General features: G+C 73.0%; 20 protein-coding genes. 2 read left to right on the top strand and 18 right to left on the bottom strand.

From position 1 onward, the window contains the following. Window positions 1-123: 123 nt before the first annotated feature. The 13 genes from AB0J67_RS00535 to AB0J67_RS00475 all read right to left on the bottom strand — a co-directional run bounded on the left by AB0J67_RS00535 (window position 124) and on the right by AB0J67_RS00475 (window position 14,488). Window positions 124-927, bottom strand: coding sequence for a DUF1684 domain-containing protein (locus AB0J67_RS00535; RefSeq protein ID WP_363474698.1), 804 nt, complete (start codon window positions 925-927; stop codon window positions 124-126). Further along, window positions 924-1,652, bottom strand: a complete 729-nt coding sequence (locus tag AB0J67_RS00530) for a GNAT family N-acetyltransferase (protein ID WP_363474696.1) — start codon at window positions 1,650-1,652, stop codon at window positions 924-926. The genes AB0J67_RS00535 and AB0J67_RS00530 overlap by 4 nt, the downstream gene beginning before the upstream one ends. Further along, window positions 1,649-3,004: an NtaA/DmoA family FMN-dependent monooxygenase gene (locus AB0J67_RS00525; RefSeq protein WP_363474694.1), complete on the bottom strand. Its 1,356-nt coding sequence runs from the start codon at window positions 3,002-3,004 to the stop codon at window positions 1,649-1,651. Before AB0J67_RS00525 ends, AB0J67_RS00530 begins: the two co-directional genes overlap by 4 nt. After that, window positions 3,001-4,212, bottom strand: coding sequence for an LLM class flavin-dependent oxidoreductase (locus AB0J67_RS00520; RefSeq protein WP_363474692.1), 1,212 nt, complete (start codon window positions 4,210-4,212; stop codon window positions 3,001-3,003). The genes AB0J67_RS00525 and AB0J67_RS00520 overlap by 4 nt, the downstream gene beginning before the upstream one ends. A 77-nt stretch (window positions 4,213-4,289) precedes the next feature. Beyond that, complete coding sequence (locus AB0J67_RS00515) at window positions 4,290-5,273, bottom strand: ABC transporter substrate-binding protein (protein ID WP_363474690.1); 984 nt, start codon at window positions 5,271-5,273, stop codon at window positions 4,290-4,292. A 34-nt stretch (window positions 5,274-5,307) separates the two neighbouring features. Next, window positions 5,308-6,075 (bottom strand): amino acid ABC transporter ATP-binding protein, encoded by a 768-nt coding sequence (locus AB0J67_RS00510; protein WP_363474688.1) that lies wholly within the window; start codon window positions 6,073-6,075, stop codon window positions 5,308-5,310. After that, window positions 6,072-7,043 (bottom strand): amino acid ABC transporter permease, encoded by a 972-nt coding sequence (locus AB0J67_RS00505; protein ID WP_363474686.1) that lies wholly within the window; start codon window positions 7,041-7,043, stop codon window positions 6,072-6,074. The genes AB0J67_RS00510 and AB0J67_RS00505 overlap by 4 nt, the downstream gene beginning before the upstream one ends. Window positions 7,044-7,166: 123 nt before the next feature. Beyond that, the gene (locus AB0J67_RS00500; protein WP_363474684.1) at window positions 7,167-8,303 is read right to left on the bottom strand and encodes an LLM class flavin-dependent oxidoreductase; all 1,137 of its coding nucleotides are present in this window, start codon (window positions 8,301-8,303) and stop codon (window positions 7,167-7,169) included. 27 nt (window positions 8,304-8,330) lie between these two features. Beyond that, on the bottom strand, window positions 8,331-9,386 hold the full coding sequence (locus AB0J67_RS00495) for an LLM class flavin-dependent oxidoreductase (RefSeq protein ID WP_363474682.1): 1,056 nt from the start codon (window positions 9,384-9,386) through the stop codon (window positions 8,331-8,333). Further along, complete coding sequence (locus tag AB0J67_RS00490) at window positions 9,383-11,035, bottom strand: ABC transporter ATP-binding protein (protein ID WP_363474680.1); 1,653 nt, start codon at window positions 11,033-11,035, stop codon at window positions 9,383-9,385. Before AB0J67_RS00490 ends, AB0J67_RS00495 begins: the two co-directional genes overlap by 4 nt. Beyond that, window positions 11,035-11,916, bottom strand: coding sequence for an ABC transporter permease (locus tag AB0J67_RS00485; protein ID WP_363474678.1), 882 nt, complete (start codon window positions 11,914-11,916; stop codon window positions 11,035-11,037). Before AB0J67_RS00485 ends, AB0J67_RS00490 begins: the two co-directional genes overlap by 1 nt. Further along, window positions 11,913-12,845 carry an ABC transporter permease gene (locus tag AB0J67_RS00480; protein ID WP_363474676.1) on the bottom strand — a complete coding sequence of 311 codons (933 nt, stop codon included), beginning with the start codon at window positions 12,843-12,845 and terminating at the stop codon, window positions 11,913-11,915. Before AB0J67_RS00480 ends, AB0J67_RS00485 begins: the two co-directional genes overlap by 4 nt. Then, window positions 12,842-14,488: an ABC transporter substrate-binding protein gene (locus tag AB0J67_RS00475; protein WP_363474674.1), complete on the bottom strand. Its 1,647-nt coding sequence runs from the start codon at window positions 14,486-14,488 to the stop codon at window positions 12,842-12,844. The genes AB0J67_RS00480 and AB0J67_RS00475 overlap by 4 nt, the downstream gene beginning before the upstream one ends. Window positions 14,489-15,087: 599 nt before the next feature. Here AB0J67_RS00475 and AB0J67_RS00470 point away from each other — a divergent pair. Further along, a complete protein-coding gene (locus AB0J67_RS00470) occupies window positions 15,088-15,510 on the top strand; it encodes an Rrf2 family transcriptional regulator (RefSeq protein ID WP_363474673.1) in 423 nt (140 codons plus the stop codon). Window positions 15,511-15,593: 83 nt separating this feature from the next. On the opposite strand, the gene AB0J67_RS00465 is transcribed toward AB0J67_RS00470, so the two are convergent. From AB0J67_RS00465 to AB0J67_RS00450, 4 genes are read right to left on the bottom strand one after another with little or no spacing between them, the layout of a single operon-like run. Then, window positions 15,594-16,577, bottom strand: coding sequence for a sulfate ABC transporter ATP-binding protein (locus AB0J67_RS00465; protein ID WP_363474671.1), 984 nt, complete (start codon window positions 16,575-16,577; stop codon window positions 15,594-15,596). Further along, window positions 16,574-17,410 carry a sulfate ABC transporter permease subunit gene (locus AB0J67_RS00460; protein WP_363474669.1) on the bottom strand — a complete coding sequence of 279 codons (837 nt, stop codon included), beginning with the start codon at window positions 17,408-17,410 and terminating at the stop codon, window positions 16,574-16,576. Before AB0J67_RS00460 ends, AB0J67_RS00465 begins: the two co-directional genes overlap by 4 nt. Next, window positions 17,403-18,248 carry a sulfate ABC transporter permease subunit CysT gene (cysT, locus tag AB0J67_RS00455; protein ID WP_363474667.1) on the bottom strand — a complete coding sequence of 282 codons (846 nt, stop codon included), beginning with the start codon at window positions 18,246-18,248 and terminating at the stop codon, window positions 17,403-17,405. The genes AB0J67_RS00460 and cysT overlap by 8 nt, the downstream gene beginning before the upstream one ends. Beyond that, on the bottom strand, window positions 18,245-19,276 hold the full coding sequence (locus AB0J67_RS00450; protein WP_363474665.1) for a sulfate ABC transporter substrate-binding protein: 1,032 nt from the start codon (window positions 19,274-19,276) through the stop codon (window positions 18,245-18,247). Before AB0J67_RS00450 ends, cysT begins: the two co-directional genes overlap by 4 nt. A gap of 397 nt (window positions 19,277-19,673) precedes the next feature. Here AB0J67_RS00450 and AB0J67_RS00445 point away from each other — a divergent pair, with 397 nt between their 5' ends. Next, complete coding sequence (locus tag AB0J67_RS00445; protein ID WP_363474663.1) at window positions 19,674-20,264, top strand: antibiotic biosynthesis monooxygenase; 591 nt, start codon at window positions 19,674-19,676, stop codon at window positions 20,262-20,264. Here AB0J67_RS00445 and AB0J67_RS00440 read toward each other — a convergent pair. Beyond that, entirely contained in the window at window positions 20,203-22,773 is a 2,571-nt protein-coding gene (locus tag AB0J67_RS00440) for a copper-translocating P-type ATPase (protein ID WP_363474661.1), read from the bottom strand. The genes AB0J67_RS00445 and AB0J67_RS00440 overlap by 62 nt on opposite strands. Between the last annotated feature and the right edge of the window lie 137 nt (window positions 22,774-22,910).

The raw sequence follows: 22,910 nt of genomic DNA, 5'->3' as shown, positions 1-22,910 counted from the left end.
GGTCCGCGACCCGCCGCCGCGCTGGGCGTGGTCGCAGCCGACGGGTTGACGGGCCGCACCGGCCCACGGCTCCGGTGCGGCCCGACCGCGGATGGCCCCCCGTCCCAGGGCCACCCGCGGCTGCTACCGCGCCACGGGCAGGGGCATCCGCTCCCCCGCCGCCACGGCCAGCGGCAGCACGTTCTCCTTCGGCGGCAGCGGGCAGGTGCCGTAGTCGGTGAAAGCGCAGGGCAGGTTCACCGCCCGGTTGAAGTCGATGACCACCGGGCCGCTGCCGCCCGGATCGGCCACGCTCACCGATCGCACGCCGCCATGCGTCGTCACGCCGCTGGTGGCGTCGCGGAACAGCACCGACAGCCGGCCCGGCCCGCCGTCGAAGGCCAGCAGCTCGTACGCCGCACCGTCCACGTCGAACCGCAGCACGCCCCGCACCGCGTGGTGGTGCTCCAGCCCCTCCACCGCGGCCCCGCCGGTGACCGTGCGCGGCACCGCGAGCTGCTCGAACGCGGCCGCCACCACCCAGCGGTGGTCGACCGGGTACGCGGGCACGCCGGTGAACCGGGTCCGGGTGGGCGCCTGCGGGTCACGCAGCCGGATGCCGGCCCGCCCCGTGCGCAGGACCACCTCGACCAGCTTGTCGTCGAAGGTGACCGGCAGCCCGGCCGCGCCCTCCCGCGGCTGCAGCGTCACCGTCCCGTCGACCGGTGCCCCCTCGGCGCGCAGGCCGTCGGCGGGGGACGCGTTGAGGTGCACGCCGTCGGCGTCGGCCCGCCACCGCCCGGGAATCGGCGGGTACGCCGTCGGCGTGCCGGTGAGCCAGTGCAGCGCGACCAGGCTCAGCCAGCCGTGCGGCTCCCGCAGCACCTGCTCGCGTTCGGCGTGCCAGGCGAGCCAGTCTCGTTCCAAAGTGTCCTCGACGGTGGTCAACGCAGCTCCTCTCCGAGCTTCACAACGGGTGACCTGACCACGGCGAACGTGGTCGCGCGGCGGATCTCGAAACCCAGCCGCAGGTAGAGCCGGACGGCGTCGGTGTTGCCGGCGGCCGTGTGCAGGAACGGCGTCTCGCCGCGGGCCCGGATCCCGGCGGCCACGGCCCGCACCAGCCGCCCCGCCAGGCCCTGGCCCCGATGCCCCGGGTCGGTGCACACGGCGCTGATCTCGGTCCAGCCCGGCGGGCGCAGCCGCTCGCCCGCCATGGCGATAAGCGTGCCGCCCCGGCGGATGCCCAGGTACGTGCCGAGCTCGACGGTCCGGGGCAGGAAGGGGCCGGGCCTGGTGCGCTCGACGAGCTCGATCATCTCGGGCACGTCGGCGGCGGTGAGCACCACCGCCTCCGCGTCCGCCGCGGGCACCACGCCCGTGTCGACCAGCTGCACACCGCCGTCGCGCCAGACCACCTCCCAGCCGGCGGGCGGTTCGCCGACATCGCCGGTGAGCGCGAACGTCGAGCCGGGCCCGGCCAGCGCGGCCAGGTCGTGCCACGGCTGCGGGCCCGGCTCGCCGGACAGCGCGGCGAACAGCGCCACGTCGGGGTGGTATCGGGCAGCGCCGCCGATGCGCTGCCCGAAGTCGTGATGGGCGCCGGTCAGCGCGGCCCAGGCCGGGTTGTCCAGCACCCCCGTGGCGACGCGGGTGCGCGCGGGGGCGGTCACCGTCGCCTCCCGAGGTCGGGCAGGCCGAGGTGGTCGCGTAGCGTCTCGCCCGTGTAGTCGGCGCGGAACGACCCGCGCTCCTGCAGCAGCGGCACCACCGTGTCGGCGAAGTCGTCGAGCCCGCCGGGGGTGACGTGCGGGACCAGGATGAACCCGTCGGCGGCCTCCTGCTGCACCAGGTCGTCGAGCTGCCCGGCGACGGTCGCGGCCGAGCCGACGAACGTCTGCCGGCCGCTGACCTCGATGACCAGCTCCCGGATGGACAGCTTCTTGGCCTCGGCGAGCTCCCGCCAGCCGCGCACCGTGGCGAGCGGGTCGCGGAACTGCCGGACGCTGGCCCGGCCCTTGGCGATGGTGTTCTCGCCGACGACCGGGTCCACGTCGGGCAGCGGCCCATCAGGGTCGTATCCGGACAGGTCGCGGTTCCACGCCTGCTCCAGGAAGCGCAGCGCGGTCTGGCCGCTGACCTGGCTGCGGCGCACCGCCAGCGCCTTCTCCTGGGCCTCGGCGTCGGTGTCGGCCAGCACGAACGTGGCCGCCGGCAGGACCAGCAGCTCGTCGCGGCCGCGGCCGTAGCGGGCCAGCCTGCCCTTGACGTCGGCCACGAACGCCTTGCCCTCCTCCAGCGTGCCGTGGTGGGAGAAGATCGCGTCGGCGGTGGACGCCGCGAACTCCCGCCCGGCGTCGGAGTCCCCGGCCTGCAGGATCACCGGCCGGCCCTGCGGGCTGCGCGGCACGTTGAAGCGGCCCGCGATGTCGAAGTGGTCGACCCGGTGCGCGAACGCGCCCGCGCCCGCGTCGGCGAGGAACCGCCCGCCGGCCTTGTCCGCGACGATCTCGTCGCCGCGCCACGAGTCGAACAGCGCGAACGCCGCACCCAGGAACTGCTCGGCGCGCCGGTAGCGGTCCTCGGCCGGCAGGTAGCCGCCGCGCCGGAAGTTCTCCCCGGTGAAGGCGTCCCACGAGGTGACCACGTTCCAGCCCGCCCGCCCGGCCGACAGGTGGTCGAGGCTGGCGAACTGCCGCGCCACCTCGTAGGGCTCGTTGAAGGTGGAGTTGATGGTGCCGGTCAGCCCGAGCCGGTCGGTCACCGCGGCGAGCGCGGCGAGCACCGTGAACGTGTCGGGGCGGCCGACGACGTCCAGGTCATAGAGGCGGCCGCGCTGCTCGCGCAGGCGCAGCCCCTCGGCCAGGAAGAAGAAGTCGAACTTGGCGCGCTCGGCGGTGCGCGCCAGGTGCGCGAACGACGAGAACTCGATCTGGCTGCCCGCCTGCGGGTCGCTCCAGACGGTGGTGTTGTTCACCCCGGGAAAGTGCGCGGCCAGGTGGATCTGCCTGCGTGGTCTGGTCATCGGTGCTCCTGCACGGTGGCGTAGCGGTTGGCGGGCCGGGGCAGGCCGAGCAGCCCGCGCAGGGTGTCCGCCTCGTACTCGCGGCGGAACGCCCCCCGGCGCTGCAGCTCGGGCACCAGCTGCCGGGTGATGGCCCGCAGGTCGCCGGGCAGCGCGGCCGGGCGCAGCCGGAACCCGGCCAGCCCCGCCTCCCGCCAGGCCAGCAGCAGGTCGGCCAGGCCGGACGCGGTGCCGGTGAACACGAACGCGTCGCTGGTGTACGGCGCCGCGGCCCACTCCTCCAGCCGCTCCCGCGCGGCAGCGGCGTCGGCGTCGCTGTCGCCGAGGAACACCACCAGGTCGGCGAAGACGTGCACGGTCTGGTCCGCGCGGCCGGCGGCGGCCTGCTGCTCACGGATCTGCCCGACGATCGCGCGCGCCCGGTCGGCGTCGGCGGGGGTGACGTACACGACGTCGGCGGCCCGCGCCGCCAGCCGGTACGGGATGGCCGCGTGGGCCAGGGCGGTGACCAGCGGCTGACCCTGCGGCGGCCGGGGTGTGATGGAGGGCCCGCGGACGCGGAACCGGCTGCCCTCGAAGTCGACGTAGTGCAGCTTGTCGACGTCGATGAAGCGGCCGGTGGCGACGTCGCGGATCTCGGCGTCGTCCTCCCAGCTGTCCCACAACCGGCGGACCACCTCGACGAAGTCGCCGGCCTCGTCGAACAGCTCGGCGAACAGCGCGGTCAGGGCCGGATCGGCGGCGCCGTACGGCACCTGCGGGATGTCGCGGCGGCCGAAGTGGGCGGCCTCGTCGGGGCGGGCCGAGACCTGCACCCGCCAGCCGGCCCGTCCCGAGCTGACGTAGTCCAGGGTGGCCAGGGCCTTGGCGACGTGGAACGGCTCGGTGTGGGTGGTGGTGGCGGTGGGCACCAGGCCGATGCGGCCGGTCAGCGGCGCGATGCGGGCGGCGGTGAGCACCGCGTCGAGCCGGCCGCGCACCTGGTCGGTGCGCTCGTCGGGTCCGTCGCGCAGGGAGGACTGCGGGCCGAGGCTGTCCTCGATGGTGACGAAGTCGAGCAGGCCGCGTTCGGCCTCGGCGACCAGGTCGGTCCAGTAGCCGGCGGTGAGCAGCTCCCGGGGGCGGGCTTCGGGCAGCCGCCAGGCGGCGGGGTGCCAGCCGGCGCCGTCGAGCGCCACCGCGAGGTGCAGCGGAAGGGGTGGGGCCATCGCCGTTCTCCTTGGCTCAGAGGGGTGCGGAGCGGGTGCGGCGGCCCCGGCGGTCTGCCCACCGCCGGGGCCGCGGCTCACTGGCCGTCGATGGGCAGTCCGGGCGGGTTGACCTCGGCGGCGGTGACGGCCTCGTTGGTGAGGTTCCAGCGCTCGAGGATCTTCGTGTAGTCGCCGCTGCGGATCAGCTCGTTGAGCGCCGCCGTCAGGGCGTTGACCAGGCCGTTGTCCTTCTTGGTGGTCAGCGCGATCTTGCCTTGCAGGTCGGCGCCGGCGCCGGAGTAGGTACCGATGATCTCGGTCTCGCCGGCGACCGCGACGTGGTACGCCACCCCGGGGTTGGGCCCGAGGTAGGCGTCGATCTGACCGGAGCCCAGGGCCAGGAAGGTGGCCTGGTTGGTCTGGTAGTACTTGATGTCGACCGGCTTGAGGCCCTGCCGCTCGGCCTCCTTGCTCCACTCGACCAGGATCTTCTCCTGGTTGGTGCCGGAGCCGACCGCGATGCGCCTGCCGGCCACGTCGGCGGGCTTGGTCACCGTCCACCCGGCGCCCTTCTTCGCCTCGAACGCCAGGTTGTCCAGCCGGTACGTCGCGAAGTCGTACTTCTGCTTGCGCAGCTCGGTGACGGTGATGTTCGACGAGCCGACCTGGTACTTGCCGGAGTCCAGGCCGATGAACAGGTTCTCCCAGGAGGTGTTCTCCAGCACCGGCTCCAAACCGAGGATGCCCGCGACGGCCACGGCGAGGTCGGGCTCGCTGCCGATCAGGGTCTTGTTGTCGGTGGCGGTGAAGGCCAGCGGCGGGAAGCCGGATCCGGCCGCGCCGACGCCGATGACGAGCTTGCCGTCCTTGCGGATCTGCTCGGGCACCAGCGCGGCGATCTGGTCCACCTTGGCCGGGACGATCCGGTTCTGCTGCGGCGAGTCGTTGATGCGGGCCGCTGCCGACGCCGCCGCGCCGGTGGCCGCCGCCGGGCGTGGGGTCTCCTCCGGCGCGGCGCAGGCCGTCAGGCCCGCACCGAGCACGAGGGCCGCAGCGGCCAGTGCTGCTGTCCTTCTCATGGTTCTCCTCGGAATCTGCGCGATGGTGCGGAGGTCAGTGCAGGACGCGGGACAGGAAGTTGCGGGTGCGCTCGTGCCGGGGCGCGTCCAGCACCTGCGCCGGCGGGCCCTGCTCGACGACGCGGCCGGCGTCGAGGAAGACGACGGTGTCGGCGATCTCGCGGGCGAAGCCGACCTCGTGCGTGACGATGATCATGGTGGTGCCGGTGCGGGCCAGCTCCCGCACCACGTCGAGCACCTCGCCGACCAGCTCCGGGTCCAGCGCCGAGGTGGGTTCGTCGAACAGCAGCACCTTCGGCTCCAGGGCCAGCGCGCGGGCGATGGCGACCCGCTGCTGCTGGCCGCCGGACAGCTGCCGGGGGTAGGCGTCGGCCTTCTCGGCCAGCCCGACCCGGTCCAGCAGCCGCCGCGCCTGCTCGTACACCTCGTCCCGGGGCCGCCGCTGCGCGGAGATGGGCGCCTCGGCGACGTTCTCCAGCGCGGTCAGGTGCGGGAACAGGTTGAAGTTCTGGAACACGAAGCCGAGGTGGACGCGCTGGCGCAGCACCTGGCGCTCGGAGAGCTCGTGCAGCCGGTCGCCGGCGCGGCGGTAGCCGATCAGCTCGCCGTCGACGCTGACGTGGCCGCGGTCCACCTTCTCCAGGTGGTTGATGACGCGCAGCAGCGTGGACTTGCCCGAACCGGACGGGCCCAGGATCGCCGTCACGCTGCCGGCGGGGATGCTCAGATCCACCCCGTGCAGCACCTCGTGGGTGCCGAACGACTTGTGCACGCCGTGCACCTGCACCATGGGCGCGCTCACCGGGACGCTCCGCTGTCCAGGCGTACGCCGCCCACGGCCGCGCGCAGCCGCTGCAGCGGGGTCGGCGGCAGGACGCGCAGCGCGCCGCGCGCGAAGTGCCGCTCGACGTAGTACTGCAGCACCGACAGCAGCGCGGTGAGGATCACGTACCAGACGGTGGCCACCATCAGCAGCGCGACCACCCGGCCGTTGCGGCCGTAGACCACCTGCACCTGGTAGAACAGCTCGCCGATGGCCAGCACGTACACCACCGAGGTGCTCTTGAGCAGGTTGACCAGCTCGTTGGCGGCGCTGGGCAGGATGGCCCGCATCGCCTGCGGCAGCAGGAGGCGGCGGAACTGCCGCCCGCGCGGGATGCCCAGCGCGGCGGCCGCCTCCAGCTGGCCCTGGTCCACGGAGATGATCCCGGCCCGGACGATCTCGGCGGCGTACGCCGACTCGTGCAGGGCCAGGCCGAGCAGCGCCGCGCCCATCGAGCTGATCAGGTGTACCGTCTCGACCTCGACGAACCCGGGTCCGAAAGGGACGCCGAACTGCAGTCGGTCGTAGAGGTAGCCGAGGTTGGCCCAGAACAGCAGCTGCACGATCAGCGGCACCGACCGGAACACCCAGACGAAGGTCCAGCTGAACGCCTGCAGCACCGGGTTCTTCGACAGCCGCATCGCGGCCAGCACGATGCCGCCGAGGAAGCCCAGCGCGGCGCCCGCGAAGGTGAGCTGGAGCGTCACCAGCAGCGCCTGCATGACCGACTTCTCGAAGAAGTAGCCGGCGAAGGTGGGCCAGTCCCAGCCCGGGTTGGTGGCCAGGCCGTGGGCGAACTGGGCGGCGAGCACGGCGGCGGCCGCGGTGGCGACCCACCGCCACGGGTGCCTGGCGGGCACCACGGTCAGCGCGGGTTGTCCGGCACCGGCCGCCTCGTCCTGCGGTGGGCCGGCACTCTCCCGCGAAGGGCTGGACAGGAGACTCACCAGTACCTCCGACAATCAGTGACAAATACCAATGTAAGTGGCGTTTGTGAATTCCTATCATCTCTATCTGAGAAATAGGATTTGCCGTATGGCGAGATCCACGATGGACCCGGCGCCGGTCGGCTAGCCCAGCCACTCCTTGGCCAGCAGCTCGAACGAGCGCACGCGGGCCGCGTGGTCGTGCGTGATCGTGGTGATCAGCAGCTCGTCCGCGCCGGTGACCCGCCGCAGCGTGTCCAGCTGCCGCGCGACCGCCTCCGGCGTGCCGACGAACTGGGTGTCCAGCCGGTCGGCCACCAGCGCCCGGTCCTGCGCGGACCACTCGTGCGCCGCCGCCTCCTCGGGGGTGGGGAACGGGATCGCCCCGCCTCCGGACCGGATGCTGCGCACCCACAGCCCGTACCCCGACGCGTGGTGCCGGGCCTGCTCGTCGTCCTCGGCCACCACGACGTCGGCCGACACCATCACCCACGGCTCCGCCAGCCGCTCCGACGGCCGGAACGCCGCCCGGTACGCCGCCACCGCCTCCAGCACCGCCGCCGGGGACACGTGGTAGTTCGCCGCGAACGGCAGCCCCCTGGCCCCGGCGACCTGCGCGCTCTCCCCGCCGCTGCTGCCCAGGATCCACACCTGCGGGCGGGCGCCGGCCCCGGGCACCGCCCGCGCGACGTTGCCCTCGTCGTCGCGCACCCCCTCGCCGAGCAGGTCGGCGATCTCCTGCACCTGGTCGCCGAAGTCCGGCGACTGCGCTCCCGGCTGCTGCAGCAGCCGCGCGTGCAGCGCCCACCGCGGCGAGGCGACCAGGTGCGCGAACGAGAACGCCGGCGGGATCAGCAACCCGTCGACCACCCGGGCCTGCGCCGGCGGCTTGGGCGCGGGCCGCTCCCCCTGGTCGGCCAGCTCCTTGAGCGCCTCCACGCGCCGCTGGCCCGAGCGGCCCAGGCCCAGGTCGATCCGGTCCGGGTAGAGCGCGTCCAGCATGGCGAACTGCTCCACCACCGACAGCGGCGTCTGGTGGCCGGTCTGCACCGCGCCCGAGCCGAGCCGGATGCGGCTGGTCGCCGCGCCGATCGCGGCCAGCAGCAGGCCCGGCTGCGAGCTGGCCACCCCGGGCGTGAAGTGGTGCTCGGCGACCCAGTAGCGCGCGTACCCGAAGCTCTCCGCCTGGCGGGCCAGGTCGAGCGTGTTGCGCAGGGCGCCGGTGGCGTCGCCGCCGGACAGGATCGGGGACAGGTCGAGGATGGACAGCGGAGCGGGCATGGACGGCCTCCTGCGGGACGGCGGCGCTCAGGACGCCGGTACGGTCGGGAACGGACGGCTGGGGATCTCGCGGCGCAGCACCGGCGCGATGTCGGTCTGGAACAGTTCGAGGTTCTCCCGGTGCTGCTCGGGGGTCAGCCCGTCCCGGTCGGCGCTCAGATGGATCACCTCGTGACCGAGCCGCTCGTGGTAGCGGTGCACCTTGTCGATGATCTGCTGCGGGCTGCCGACCAGGATCGAGCTGCGCTCGATCGCGTCCTCCAGGCTGGTGAACACCAGCGGCACGCCGAGCCGCCGGAACGCGGCCTGCCGGGCGTCGAAGATCGGCCGGTATGTCTCGATCGCGTCCTGCGAGCGCTTCGCGGCGTAGTAACCGGCCGTCCCCGCGCCCACCAGGGCGTCCTTCGGGTCGTGGCCGTAGTGCGCCCACCGCTGCCGGTAGTACGCGATCAGCTCGGCGTACGGCTCGACCGGGTTGCTGACGTTGGCCGAGAACAGCGGATCGCCGTAGCGCGCCGCCAGGTCGACCGACTCCCGGCTGGTGGCGCTGCCGTGCCACACCCGGATCGGCCGCTGCAACGGGCGCGGCCACGTCTCGGCGTCGGTCAGCGACGGCCGGAACCGGCCCTGCCAGGTCACCCGGTCCTCGCGCCACAGCCGCCGGAACAGCTCGTACGACTCGCGGTTGCGGTCCCACTGGTCGTCGGCGGTGACGTGGAACAGCTGCGCCTGCGCCGCACCGTTGCCCTTGCCGATGATCAGCTCCAGCCGGCCGCCGGACAGGTGGTCCAGCGTCGCGTAGTCCTCGTACGCCCGCACCGGGTCGAGCAGGCTCAGCGTGGTCACCGCGGTGAACAGCCGGATCGTGCGGGTGCGCGCCGCGATGTGGCTCAGCACCACCGGCGGCGACGACGAGATGAACGGGCGCTCGTGGCGCTCGCCGACGCCGTACCCGTCGAAGCCCAGCTCCTCGGCGAGCACGGCGTTGTCGACCACCTCGCGGAACCGCGCGGTGGTGTCGGCCGGCTCGCCGGTGAGCGGGTGCGGCAGGTGCGTGATCAGCGTGATGAGCAGGAACTTCATGGGCGTCTCCCCGGGACGGTCGGGCCGGGCGGGCGGGGCCGCGCGGACAGCGTGGGCAGCGCGTCGACGAGGCCGCGGGTGTAGGGGTGACGCGGCAGCGTGAACACGTCGCCGACCGGCCCCTGCTCGACCACCCGGCCGTCGTGCATGACCAGGACGCGGTCGGCGAGGTGGTGCACCACGCCGAGGTCGTGCGAGATGAACAGCAGCGCCGTGCCGTCCTGCGCGCGGATGTCGGCCAGCAGGTCCAGCACCTGCGCCTGCACCGAGACGTCCAGGGCGGACACCGGCTCGTCGCAGATCAGCAGGCTGGGCCGGGGCGCCACGGCACGGGCGATGGCGACCCGCTGCCGCTGCCCGCCGGACAGCTGGCGCGGATACCGGTCGAGCAGGTCCGCACCCAGCCCGACCCGGTCCAGCAGCTCCACCACCCGCCCGCGACGGGCGCGGCGGTCGAGCCCCGGCTCCAGCGCCTCGGCGACGATGCGCTCCACCGGGTAGCGCGGGTCGAACGAGCCCAGCGGGTCCTGCGAGATCAGCTGCATGCGCCGCCGCAGCGGGCGACGGGACCGTTCGGACACCCCCGACCAGGGCACACCCTCGAACAGGACCTGCCCGGCCGTGGGCGCGAGCGTGCCGAACAGCAGCTGCGCCACGGTCGTCTTGCCCGAGCCGGACTCCCCCACCAGGCCCAGCGTCTCGCCCCGGGCGATGCGGAAGCCGACGTCGCGCACCACCTCGTGCCCGCCGTACGCCTTGTGCAGCCCGCTCACCGCCGCGACGGTGACCGACGGGTCGACCTCGGCCACCGGCAGCGTGCGCGGCACGGCGGTGACCGGCGCGGACAGGCGGCGCCCGCGCGAGGACGCCGACGGCACCGCCGCCAACAGCAGCCGGGTGTACGGGTGCTGCGGCTCGCCGAGCACCTGCGCGGTGGCACCGGACTCCACGACCACCCCGTCGCGCATCACCAGCACCCGGTCGGCCAGCTGCGCCACCACGGCCAGGTCGTGGCTGATCAGCAGCAGCGTCGCGCCGGCGTCGCGCAGCTCGCCCAGCAGCCGCAGGAGCTGCGCCTGCACCGTCACGTCCAGCGCGGTGGTCGGCTCGTCGGCGATGAGCAGCGACGGTTCACCGGCCAGCGCCGAGGCGATCAGCGCCCGCTGGCGCAGCCCGCCGGACAGCTGGTGCGGGTGCTGGCGGGCGCGGCGGGCGGGCTCGGGCACGTGCACCCGTTCCAGCAGCCCCCGCACCCGCTCGGGCCGCTGCCGGGCCGCGACCAGCCCGTGCGCGCCCAGCACCTCGCCGACCTCGTCGCCGACGGTGCGCAGCGGGTCCAGCGACACCAGCGCGTCCTGCAGCACCAGCCCGGCGAACCGGCCGCGCACCCGCCGCCAGTCGCCGGGCGTGAACGCCTGCGCGTCGCGGCCGTCGAGCTGCAGCGTGCCCGCCCGCACCCGCGCGTGCGGGCCGGCCAATCCGACCAGGGTGCGGGCGGTGACGCTCTTGCCCGAGCCGGACTCCCCGACCAGCGCCAGGCACTCGCCGCGGCGGATCTCGAAGCCGACGCCGCGGACCGCGGCCACGTCGCGGCGCGGGGTGTGGAAGGTGACGTGCAGGTCCTCGACGCGTACCAGCGGGGTGGCCATCAGGCGTGCCGCCCCTCGAACCGCTGCTGCAGGCGACGGCCGAGCACGGTCAGCGACACCACCGTCAGCGTCACCGCGACCCCCGGCAGGATCGCGGCCCACCAGGCCACCCGCAGGTAGTTGCGGCCCTCGGCGAGCATCGCGCCCCACTCGGGCGCGGGCGGCTGCGGGCCCATGCCGAGGAAGCTCAACCCCGCCGCGGCCAGGATCGCCTCGCCGAGCCCGATCACCGCGAGCACCGGCACCGGGCCGAGCACGTTGGGCAGCACGTGGCGGGCCACCAGCCGGGCGCGGGACGCGCCGAACGATACGGCCTGCTCCACGTAGCCGGACCGGCGTACCACCAGCGTCTGGGCGCGGACCAGCCGGGCGTAGTGCGGCATCGTGGCGATGCCGATCGCGATGATCAGGCTGACCGTGCCCGGCCCGGCCAGCGCGATGAACAGCAGCGCGAGCAGCAGCAGCGGGAACGCCGACAGCGCGTCGAACGACCGGGCCAGCGCCTCGTCGGCCAGCCGGTGGGCCATCCCGGCGAGCACGCCGAGCAGCACCCCCGCGCCGGCCGCGAGGAGCGTCGCGGCGATGCCGATGGTCAGCGAGTGGCGGGCGCCATGCACGACCCGGTCCAGCACGTCGCGGCCCAGGTGGTCGGTGCCGAACCAGTGCCCCGCGCTCGGCGGCCGCAGCACGCCCAGCGGGTCGGCGGCCAGCGGGTCCCCGGCGAGCAGGCCCGGCCACAGCACCGCGAGCGCGGTCAGCGCCAGGAAGCCCAGCGCCGCCGCGAGCCCGGGGCGGACCGTACGCCGCCGGGGCGCGCCGGTGCCCGCGGCGACGGCGGCCAGGCCCGAGCCGGCGGTCCGGGTTGCCTGCGTGGTGGTCACGTTCCGCTCCTTCGCAGCCGGGGGTCGACGAGCAGGTACGACAGGTCGGCCAGGGTGCTGACGGCGACGTAGACCGCCGCCGACAGCAGCACCACGGCCAGCACCACCGGCATGTCCCCGGCGGTGACCGCCTGCAGGGTGACCTGGCCGAGGCCGGGCCGCCCGAACACCTGCTCGGTGATCACGGTGCCGCCGAGCAGGATGCCCGACAGCCAGCCGACCAGCGTGATCGCCGGCAGCAGGGCGTGGCGCAGCGCGTGCCGGGCCACCACGGCCCGCTCCCGGATCCCCCGCGACCGCGCGGTGACGACGAACGGCTCCTCCAGCGCCCGCTCCAGGCCGTCGCGCAGCACCTGCGCCAGCACTCCGGCGATCGGCAGCGCCAGCGTGACCGCGGGCAGCACCAGCGCGGCCACGCTCTGGCCACCGGCGACCGGGAACCAGCCCAGCTGGAACGAGAACACGTTGAGCAGCACGATGCCGATCAGGAATCCGGGGGTGGACACCAGCACCAGCTCGCCGGCCGACGCGCCGCGGCGCAGCAGCGGGCGGCGGCCCGCGGTCAGCAGCGCCACCACCAGGGCAAGCACCACGCCGATCAGCGCGGCGGCTACGGCCAGGGTGACCGTCGCGGGCAGGTGCTCGCCGAGGACGTCGCCCACCGGGCGCTGCAGCAGGTACGAGCGGCCCAGGTCACCGAGCAGCGCGCGGCGCAGGTAGTCGAGGTACTGCACCACCTCGGGGCGGTCCAGCCGCCACTCGGCGATGATCTGCGCGCGGATCACCGGGGTGTCCGGGCCGTCGCCGATGATGTTGTCCACCGTGTCGCCCGGGGCCAGCAGCAGGGCGAGGTAGGCCGCGGTGGCGGCGGCCCAGAGGACCACCGCCGCCGTGGCGAGGCGTCGCGCGACGGCCCGGACCAGGATCACTTCGCGATCCAGACGCCATAGGCCCCGGCCGGTACGCCGGCCGTGGGCTCGAACCCGACGCCGCCGAGGGCGCGCGACGCCGCGATCTGGTCGGCGGGCGCGTACAGCGGCACCACCAGCGCCTGGTCGGCCAGCACGACCCGCTGGATCTCGTGGTAGACCTTCACCCGCTCGGCCTGGTCGCCGGTGGCCTGGCCCTTGGCCAGCAACGCGTCGAGCGCGGGGTCGCGGTGGTTGGTCCGGTTGATCGCGCCGGTGGACGCCAGCAGCAGGTTGAGCGCCGCGCCGGCGTCGGTGTCGGCGCGGGAGTTGTCGAACACCTCGTACTGGTTGTCGGCGATCGCCTGCAGGGCCGTGCCCTGGTCCACCACGGACACCTTCAGGTCGATACCGGCGCTCTGCTTGACGGCGGCCTGCACGGCCTGCGCGAGGATGTCGCGCCGGTCGCGCACGTACGGGGCGGACTGCACCAGCCGCACGGTCAGGCGCCTGCCGTCCTTGGTGCGGAAGCCCTCGCCGTCGCGGGCGGTCCAGCCCGCCTCGTCGAGCAGCTGGTTGGCCTTGGCCGCGTCGAACCCGAAGCGCCCCTCGTAACCCTTGTCGTACAGGGGGCTGGTCGGGCCGACCACGCTCCACGCCCGGGTGGCGGTGCCGCGGTACACGGCCTGCAGCACGGCATCGACGTCGACGGCGTGCCGGAAGGCCTGGCGCACCCGCAGGTCGTCGAACGGGGCGTGGCCGACGTTGAGGTAGTACGAGTACGCCGAGCCGGAGTTGAGCGAGCGGTGCAGCGCCAGCTGCGGGGAAGCGGTGATCAGCTCCTGGTCGGTGGCGGGGACGCCCTCGATGAGCTGCACCTGACCCGAGGTCAGCGCGCCGACGCGGACCGAGGACTCCTTGAGGAAGCGGTAGACGACCTCGTCGAGGTAGGCCGGGCCGGTGTGCCCGGCGTTGGCCGGCGCCCACTGGTAGGCCGGGTTGCGCCGGTAGACGACCTGCTGGCCGGGAGTGTACGCGGACAGGATGAACGGGCCGGTGCCCACCACGTCCACGCCGCCGGCCTTGAGGTTGGCGGCCTGGCGCAGTGACTTCGGCGAGACCTGCGCGCCCTGCGGCGAGGAGAGGAAGTCCAGGATCAGCACGTCGGGGGCGGTCAGGTGCAGCCGCACCGTGGCCGGGTCGACGACCTCGACGCTCTTGAGGTTCTTCAGCTGGACGGCGGCCACCGTGGGGGCGTAGCTCGGGGCGAGCAGCTGGTCGAAGTTCGCCTTCACCGCCGCCGCGTCGAACCTCTCGCCGTCGTGGAACGTGACGTCGGTGCGCAGCTTGACGGTGTAGGTCATCCCGTCGGCCGAGGCCTGCCAGCCGGTGGCCAGCCAGGGCAGGTAGCCGCCCTTGTCGTCGTGGGTGAGCAGCGCCTCGAACGAGTTCCACACCAGCAGCCGGGCTTTGGCCTGGGCGTACTGGTGCGGGTTGAAGGTGATCGGTTCGGTCTCGACGGCCCAGGTGAGGGTGCCGCCGGTGACCGGTCGACCCGCCTCGCCCGAGATCGGCACGGGCTCAACCGGAGCGCAGGCGGTCAGGGCGAGCACGGCGGTCGTGGTGAGCAGGAGTCGCCGGAAGGGTCGGCGGGTACGGCGCATGGAGGTGTCTCCCGTCAGGGTCCGGACACGGTGCGGCGACCGCGGGGTCGGCGCGTCGACCGGCCGGTGCAGGCAGAGGGGTGGGGTGGGCGGCGTCCGGTCGCACCGCTCGTCGTCGAGCCGGTCTGCGTGCACGGATACGCCGGGACCCGCCAAGGCAGCTGGCGGTCCCGGAACGGGTGCTCAGCGGGTCAGCTCAGACAGGAGCTCGACCACACCCGACCGAAGTCGATGTAGGAGCGCGTCGTCAACCGCAGCTCTCTGGACATGTGACTAATGAAGCACGCTGCGTATAGGTGGCGTCAACGGTTCGGCGCGGTCTTGTCATTTTGCCCACTTTGGAGGCTGATTTCGTTGACGATATCCTACTTCTCCGATAGCATTTATAGATTTGATTTCGGGGTGACCGGGCCGTCCCGCTCGCCGGCGGCACAACGTGAAGGTCGTGACCGCACGCGGCGGTCACGACCTTCGCACCACTCGGCGCATTGCGCTCAACCCGTCAAACCTATATTATCTATCGACATTATAGGAATACTGCAGACAGCACCGTCCTGCTGCGACGGTGCCCGCTTCGTCCGGACAGGATCTGCGAGGCAGTGCACATCACGGCGCGACACGACTACGCGGTCCAGGCGATGCTGGCCATCGCCGCGGCCGGCGGCCGGCTCGTGACCACCAACGGACTCGCCGCCCGGCAAGGCATCCCCGCGACCTACCTGGCACCCCTGCTCTACGACCTGCGCCGTGCCGAGCTGCTCACCAGCCGCCCCGGCAACGACGGCGGCTACACCCTGGCCAGGGCGGCGGAGCGGATCACCGTCGGCGACGTGATGCGCGCCGTCAGCGGGGATCTGAGCAGCATCCGCGGCCGCCCGGCCGACTCGATCAGCTATGTCGGCGCGGCCCGCGCCCTTCCCCGGTTCTGGCAGTCGGTGCACTCGGCGACGGGCCGGCTGCTGGACAGCACGACGCTGCGCGACCTGCTCGACCAGCTCCCCGCGCCCGCCGCGGACGGCTGACCGGCGCGCCGCTGCAGACCTCCCGCGGGACGACGGTGGGCGCCTCCTACGGCCACCGCCGCCCCGCGGGTTCGTTCCTCCGGTCAGACCGCGCCGACCGCCTGCGACCGGTCGTCGGCCCCGGTGATCGCGGGCGCGACCCGCACCCGCACCTCGGAGCCGACCGCGATGCCCAGCGCCACGAACTCGTTGCGGTTGAGCGTGACGGTGACGGCCTGCTCCCCCACCGCCACCTCGACCCGGATCTCGAACCCGATCCGGGTGATCCGGGTGACCCGGCCGGTGAGCGCCGCCGGATCGCCGGCGTCGGTCAGCAGCTGCAGGTCGTGCGGCCGCACCAGCCGGTCGCCCAGCTCCGTGACCGGGCCGAGGAACCGCATGACGAAGTCGTTGGCGGGACGGTCGTAGAGCTCGTCCGGCGAGCCGATCTGCTCGACCCGGCCCTCGTTGATCACGACGATCTCGTCGGCGACCTCCAGGGCCTCCTCCTGGTCGTGCGTGACGAAGACCGTGGTGACGTGCACCTCGTCGTGCAGCCGGCGCAGCCAGTCGCGCAGCTCCTTGCGGACCTTGGCGTCCAGTGCCCCGAACGGCTCGTCCAGCAGCAGCACCGACGGCTGCACCGCCAGCGCCCGGGCCAGGGCCATGCGCTGGCGCTGGCCGCCGGACAGCTGCGCGGGCAGCCGGTCGGCGAACTGCGACAGGTGGACCAGCCTGAGCAGCTCGTCGACCCGCTCCCGGATCTCGGCCTTGGGCTTCTTCCTGATCTCCAGTCCGAACGCGACGTTGCGTGCCACGGTCAGGTGCTTGAACGCCGCGTAGTGCTGGAACACGAAGCCGACATTGCGCTTCTGCGGCGAGAGCCGGGTCGCGTCGACGCCTTCGATCTCGACCCGGCCGGTGTCGGCGGTCTCCAGCCCGGCGATGATCCGCAGCAGCGTCGACTTGCCGCCGCCGGACGGTCCGAGCAGGGCGGTGAGCCCGCCGGACGGGATGCTGACGGAGACGTCGTCGAGGGCGACGAAGTCCCCGAAACGCTTGGAAACTCCTGTGATCTCGATGCTCAACGGTCTTCCTTCGGACGGAGTGCGGAGACGACGATGATGCAGGCCACCGCCACCAGGGCGAGGAGGAAGGAGGTGGCGTACGAGCCACCCTTGTCGAAGTTGAGGTACTTCTCCTCCACGACCAGCGTGGCGGTGCGGGTGTCCCCGAGCACGTTGCCGGAGACGACCTTGACCGCGCCGAACTCGCCCAGCGACCGGGCGAGGCTGAGCACGACGCCGTACATGACGCCCCACTTGATCGAAGGCAGGGTGATGCGCAGGAACGTCTGCCACGCGTTGGCGCCGAGGCTGCGCGCGGCCTGCTCCTGCTCCTCGCCGACCTCCTCCAGCACCGGCACGACCTCGCGGATGACCAGTGGCAGCGCCACGAACACCGTGGCGAGCACGATGCCGGGCGTGGAGAAGATGACCTGGAAGCCGATGTCCTCCAGGGCCGGGCCGAACCAGCCGGTGCGTCCGCCGTAGACGAGCACCAGCGCCAGGCCGACCACGATCGGCGAGACGGACAGCGGCAGGTCCAGCAGCGCGCTGAGCCACCGTTTGCCGGGCAGGTCGTAGCGGACCAGCAGGATCGAGATCCCGACGCCGAACAACGTGTTGATCACGACGGCGATGAGCGCCACCCGGACGGTGAGGCTCAGCGCGTGCACGATGTCCGGGTCCTCGAGGATGCCGTTGATGTTGTCCATGCCGTCGGCGAAGGTGTTCTTGGCGACCAGGTACAGCGGCCACGCCACCAGGAAGAACAGGTACACGATGGCGATCAGGCGGACCAGGTAGGCCCCTGGACCACGACGGCCGCGCGCGTAGGAGCGCTGGGTCAGCTCAGCCACGGCGCACCATCCGGCGCTGGGCGGCGTCGACGAGGATCAGCACCGCGAACGAGATCACCAGCAGGATCGTGGCGACCGCCGCGGCGCTGTCGAGGTTGTCGTTCTCGATGCTGCTGAGGATGCGCACCGAGGTGACCTCCGTCTTCATCGGCAGGTTGCCCGACAGCAGCACCAGCGTGCCGTACTCGCTGACGCCGCGGGCGAAGGACAGGGCCGCGCCCGCCGCGATGGCCGGGGTGAGGCTCGGCAGGATGATCCGCCGGAACACCGTGAACCGGCTCGCGCCGAGCGACATCGCGGCCTCCTCCACGTCGCGGTCGAGCTCGGCCAGCACCGGTTGCACGGTGCGGACCACGAACGGCAGCGTGACGAACAGGAAGGCCAGGAATACCGCCTGCGGGGTGTTGGCGATGTTGACGCCGACCGGGCTGTTGTTGCCGTACAGCGACAGCAGCACCAGGCCCGCGACGATGGTGGGCAGGGCGAACGGGATGTCGATGAGGATCTCCAGGACCCGCTTGCCGAAGAAGCGGTCCCGGACCAGCACCCACGCGATCATGGTTCCCATGACGACGTTGATCAGCGTCACGTAGAACGCGGTGCCCACGGTGAGCTTGATCGCCGCGGCGGTCTGCTCATTGGTCACCGCCTGCCAGAAATTGCTCCAGCCGCCCGTCGACGCCGTGACGACCACGGCGGCCAGCGGGATCAGCACGAGCAGACTGAACCACAGCATCGCCACGCCGAACCCCAGGCCGGAGACCGGGGTCAGGGGGCGTCCATGCCGGATCGGCCGGCGGGAGACCGCCGGCCGATCCGAGGTGAGCGTTGCCGTCACTTGGCCTTGCCCGAGGCTGCGATGATCTTGACGATGACGCCCTCCTTCTCGTCGAAGAACTTCTTCGACAGAGCCGACCAGCTCTCGAAGTCCTTGGACACGGTGAGCAGCTTCTGCGGCGCCGGGAACGGGTTCGCCGGATCCTTGGCGCCCTCGACACCGGTGGTGTCCACGCCTTCGATGATCGGGCGGAAGCCCTTGAGCGCGAACTGGCGCTGGCCGTCCTTGCTGAGCACGAAGTCCAGCCACTCCTTGGCCTTGGGGTCGGCCTTGGTGAGGATGGCGCCCGGGTTCTCGATCAGGATGGTGGTGTTCGGCACGATCCAGTCGAACTTCTCGCCCGCCTGGGTGGCCAGGATCGCCTCGTTCTCATACGCCAGCAGCACGTCGCCGGTGCCGCCGAGGAAGGACGTGGTGGCGTCGCGGCCGCTGCCCGGCAGGGCGACGACGTTGGCGAACAGCTTGGTCAGGAAGTCGGTGGCCTGCGCGTCGGTGCCGCCGTTGGCGGCGATGTGGCCCCATGCGGCCAGCGCGTTCCAGCGGGCCGCGCCGGAGGAGGCGGGGTTCGGCGTCACGATCTGGACACCCGGCTTGACCAGGTCGTCCCAGCCCTGGATGTTCTTCGGGTTGCCCTCGCGCACCGCGAGCACCACGATCGAGGAGGAGACGATGCCCTTGTTCGGGCCCGCGTTCCACTCCTTGGCCACCAGACCGGCGTCGACCAGGCGGGTCACGTCACTGGAGACCGAGAAGTGGACGTAGTCGGCCTTGAGGCCGGCCACCACGGCCCGGCTCTGGTCACCGGAGGCGCCGTAGGAGGTCTGGAACTTGACGCCCTTGCCGGCGTCGGTCTTGTTCCACTCGGCGGCGATCGCCTTGTTGGCCTGCTCGGGCACCGCGAAGCCGACGATGTGCAGCGTGGCGTTCGAGCCGGGCGTGCCGCTGTTGTCGTCGCTGCTGCCGCACGCCGACAGCGCCAGGACGGCGGCGGCGGCGAGCGCGACGGTTGCTCTGATCCGGTTCTTCATGACGGAACCTGTCCTCCTCGGACGCGTGGAAGCACACCGCATCCCGCCGGAGCCACCAGCGAGATCGGCAAACATCAATGTAAGAAGGTGCGGCTGATCCGGTGCGAATGGTCGACCGGCACGTCGTACGCAGCACCGATGCCGCGCACCGAGCATTCAGGACACTCGGTTCACGCGGTCCGGCTCAACCACGGAACGAATATCCCACTAAACCGCTAGACTTTCAAGACTTTGCCGCCGCCCCCGGACCGGACGCGAATCTTATGTCCGGTTATGAGGCGAAGACCGTGCCCGAACGGATGAGCTGCGCATCAGACGCACGAGGCCGGGCAGTGACCCCGGTCCCGTCGGCGCGCACCGACCGGCCAGCCGCCGCGGCCCTCGGCAAGATAGAGGCATGACCAGCGACGACACGGCCGTACCAGTGACCATCGCCATCACCCGCCGGGCGGACCCCGGCCACGCCCGGGAGATGATCGCCTGGATGCGGGCCGGGACGACGCTGGCCGAGGAGTTCCCCGGGTTCCTCGGGGCGGGCTGGGTCCGGCCCGGCCCCGGCTCCACCGACTGGCACATGCTCTACCGGTTCGCCGACGCGGCGGCGCTGCACGACTGGGAGACCTCGTCGCAGCGGCAGTGGTGGCTGTCGTCGGCCCAGGGCATCGTGGAGCACACCCGCACCGAGCGGCGCACCGGCATCGAGGGCTGGTTCGACCCGCCGCAGGAGCACAGCGTCGAGGAGGCCAGGCCGCCCGCCCCGCCGCGCTGGAAGCAGGCGGTGACCATCTGGCTCGTGTTCTTCCCGCTCAGCCTGCTGGCCAACGCGGTGGCCGGGCGGCTGCTGACCGGGGCCTCGCTCCTCTCCCGCACCCTGATCATCACTTTGTGCCTGACGCCGCTGATGACCTACGTGATGCTGCCGTGGATCACCCGGCGGCTGGAGTGGTGGCTGCACGGCCGGCCCGCACCCTGGCGCCGCGCCCGCTGACCGGGGTGCGGCGCAGCAGCAGCGCGTTGCACGTGACGATGATCGTCGAGGCGCTCATCAGCAGCGCCGCCCACTCCGGGCGCAGCAGCAGGCCGAGGCTCGGATACAGCACTCCCGCCGCGACCGGGATCGCCAGCAGGTTGTAGACGGCGGCCCAGAACAGGTTCTGCTTGATCTTCCGCCGCACGGCGCGGGCGATGCGCAGCGCGTACGCGACGTCGGCCGGGTCGTCGCGGAGGAGCACCACGTCGGCCGTCTCCACCGCCACGTCGGTGCCGGCGCCGATCGCCACCCCGACGTCGGCCGAGGCCAGGGCCGGGGCGTCGTTAACGCCGTCGCCGACCATCGCGACCCTCGCCCCGGCCCGCTGCAACCGTGCGATGTGCCCGGCCTTGTCGGCGGGCAGGACCTCGGCCACGACCGTGTCCATGCCCAGCGTCCGGGCCACGGCCTCGGCGGTGGCGCGCTGGTCGCCGGTGAGCATCACCGTGCGCACCCCGGCCCGGTGCAACGCGGCGACGGCGGCGCGGGCCTGCTCGCGGACCGGGTCCGCGACGGCGAGCACACCGGCCGGTCCCCCGTCGACGGCGACGTACATCGCGGTCCGGCCGTCGGCGGCGAGCGCGGACACCCGCGGCCGCAGCGCGGTGACGTCGACGCCCTCGCGCTCCATGAGCCGCGCGTTGCCGATCAGGACCCGGCGGCCGCCGACCGTGGCGGACACACCGTGCCCCGGGAGCGAGTCGAACGCCTCGGGAGGCGACACGTCGATACCGCGCGCGACGGCCGCGTCGACGATCGCGGCGGCGAGCGGGTGCTGCGACGGCCGGTCGGCCCGGGCGGCCAGGCCCAGCAGCTCGTCGTCGGTGAACCCGGCGGCGGGCACCAGGTCGGTGACCTCCGGCCGGCCGCGGGTCAGCGTGCCGGTCTTGTCGAACACCACCGTGTCGACGCCGGCCGCCGCCTCCAGCGCGGTGGCGTTCTTGAACAGCACTCCCCCGCGGGCGCCCTGCCCGACACCGACGGTGATCGCCGTCGGGGTGGCCAGGGCCAGCGCGTCCGGGCAGGCGATGACGATCGCCGACACGGCGGCGGTGAGCGCGAACCCGGCGCCGTGCGCGCCCCACAGCGTCCACGCCGCGAACGTCAGCGCGCCCGCGGCCAGCGCGACGTAGACGAGATACCGGCCGGCGGTGTCGGCCAGCCGCTGCGCCGGGGCCTTCGACGCCTGCGCGTTCTGGACCATGGCGACGATCCGGGCCAGGGCGGTGTCGGCGCCGACGGCGGTCGCGGTGAAGGTGAACGCGCCGGTGGTGTTGATCGTGCCGCCGACCACGCCGTCACCCGCGCCCTTGGCGACCGGCACCGGCTCGCCGGTGATCATCGACTCGTCCACGTACGACGCGCCGTCGCGCACCGTGCCGTCGACCGGGACCTGCGCGCCGGGCCGGACCACGATCACGTCGCCGGTGACCACCTGGTCGAGCGGGAGCTCGGCGTCGCGGCCGTCGCGGCGTACCACCGCCGTGGGCGGCGCCAGGGACAGCAGCGCCGCCACGGCCCGGCCGGTGGCGAACCGCGAGCGCATCTCCAGCCAGTGCCCGAGCAGGCTCAGCGTGGTGAGCATCGCCGCGGCCTCGAAGAAGACCTCGTGGCCGCCGAGCAGGGTCGCGCCGAGCGAGTACAGGTACGCCACCAGGATGCCGACGGCGATCAGGGTCATCATGGTGACCTCGCCGTAGCGCAGGGACCGCGCGGCGGAGGACAGGAACGGCCAGCCGCCCCACCACACCACCACCGTGGCCGGCAGCAGGCCGAACCAGCCCATGGACAGCCCGAACGGCGGCTGCGCGGGCAGCCCGAACACCTCGCCGATCGGGGAGAACGCCACGATCGGGACGGTGAGGACCGCGCTGACGACGAAGCGCCGCAGCATCGAGGCGACCATGTCCGCCCCGTGCCCGGCATGCCCGCCGCCACCGTGCTGTCCGTGCGCCACGTGCCCGTCGCCACCGGGCTGCTCGTGCGCCGCGTGCCCACCGTCGACATGCCGTTCGTGCGCCGCGTGCCCACCGTCGACATGCCGTTCGTGCGCCGTGTGCCCGCCGCCGCCGTCGGGCCGGTCGCCCGCGCCATCGTGGTCCATCGGGGTGGCGTCGTGCGCCGCCGCGGTGTGGCTGGGATGCCGGGTGTGGATCTGCTGCTCGTCGGGGCGGCCGGCGGCGGGGTGGCCGGACTGGCAGCACGAGGCCGGGCAGTCGGCGCAGTCGCAGCCGTACCCCCGGCCGCTCAGCAGCCGCCGGATCGCGGCGGCGTCGGTGCGAGCCGGGTCGTAGGCCACGTGGAGCACGGCGCGGGTGCGGTCGGCGTGCACCGCCGTGATCGCGGGCTGGGCGGTGAGGAACCGTTCGAGCGCGGCGAGCTCGGTCCCGCAGAAGCAGAAGTCGAGCGCGACCTCGGCGACGCGGCCGCCGTGCTCGGGGCGGTGTCCTGGGTGCTCGTGCTCCACGCCGGCCTCCATCCTTGATCCACTTCGAACATACCCCCAGGTGAGGGACGGTTCTCCCCGACGGCGCGGAGACCGGCCCCGGCAGGAGCCGGGTGGTCCTTCCCACTTCGGTTCCGCACCGCTACCCCCAGGGGGTA

The organism is Catellatospora sp. NPDC049609 (genome assembly GCF_040675365.1).
GTDB lineage: Bacteria > Actinomycetota > Actinomycetes > Mycobacteriales > Micromonosporaceae > Catellatospora.
The sequence above is the reverse complement of the archived record's forward strand: the minus strand, read 5'-3'. Positions and strand labels throughout refer to the sequence as shown.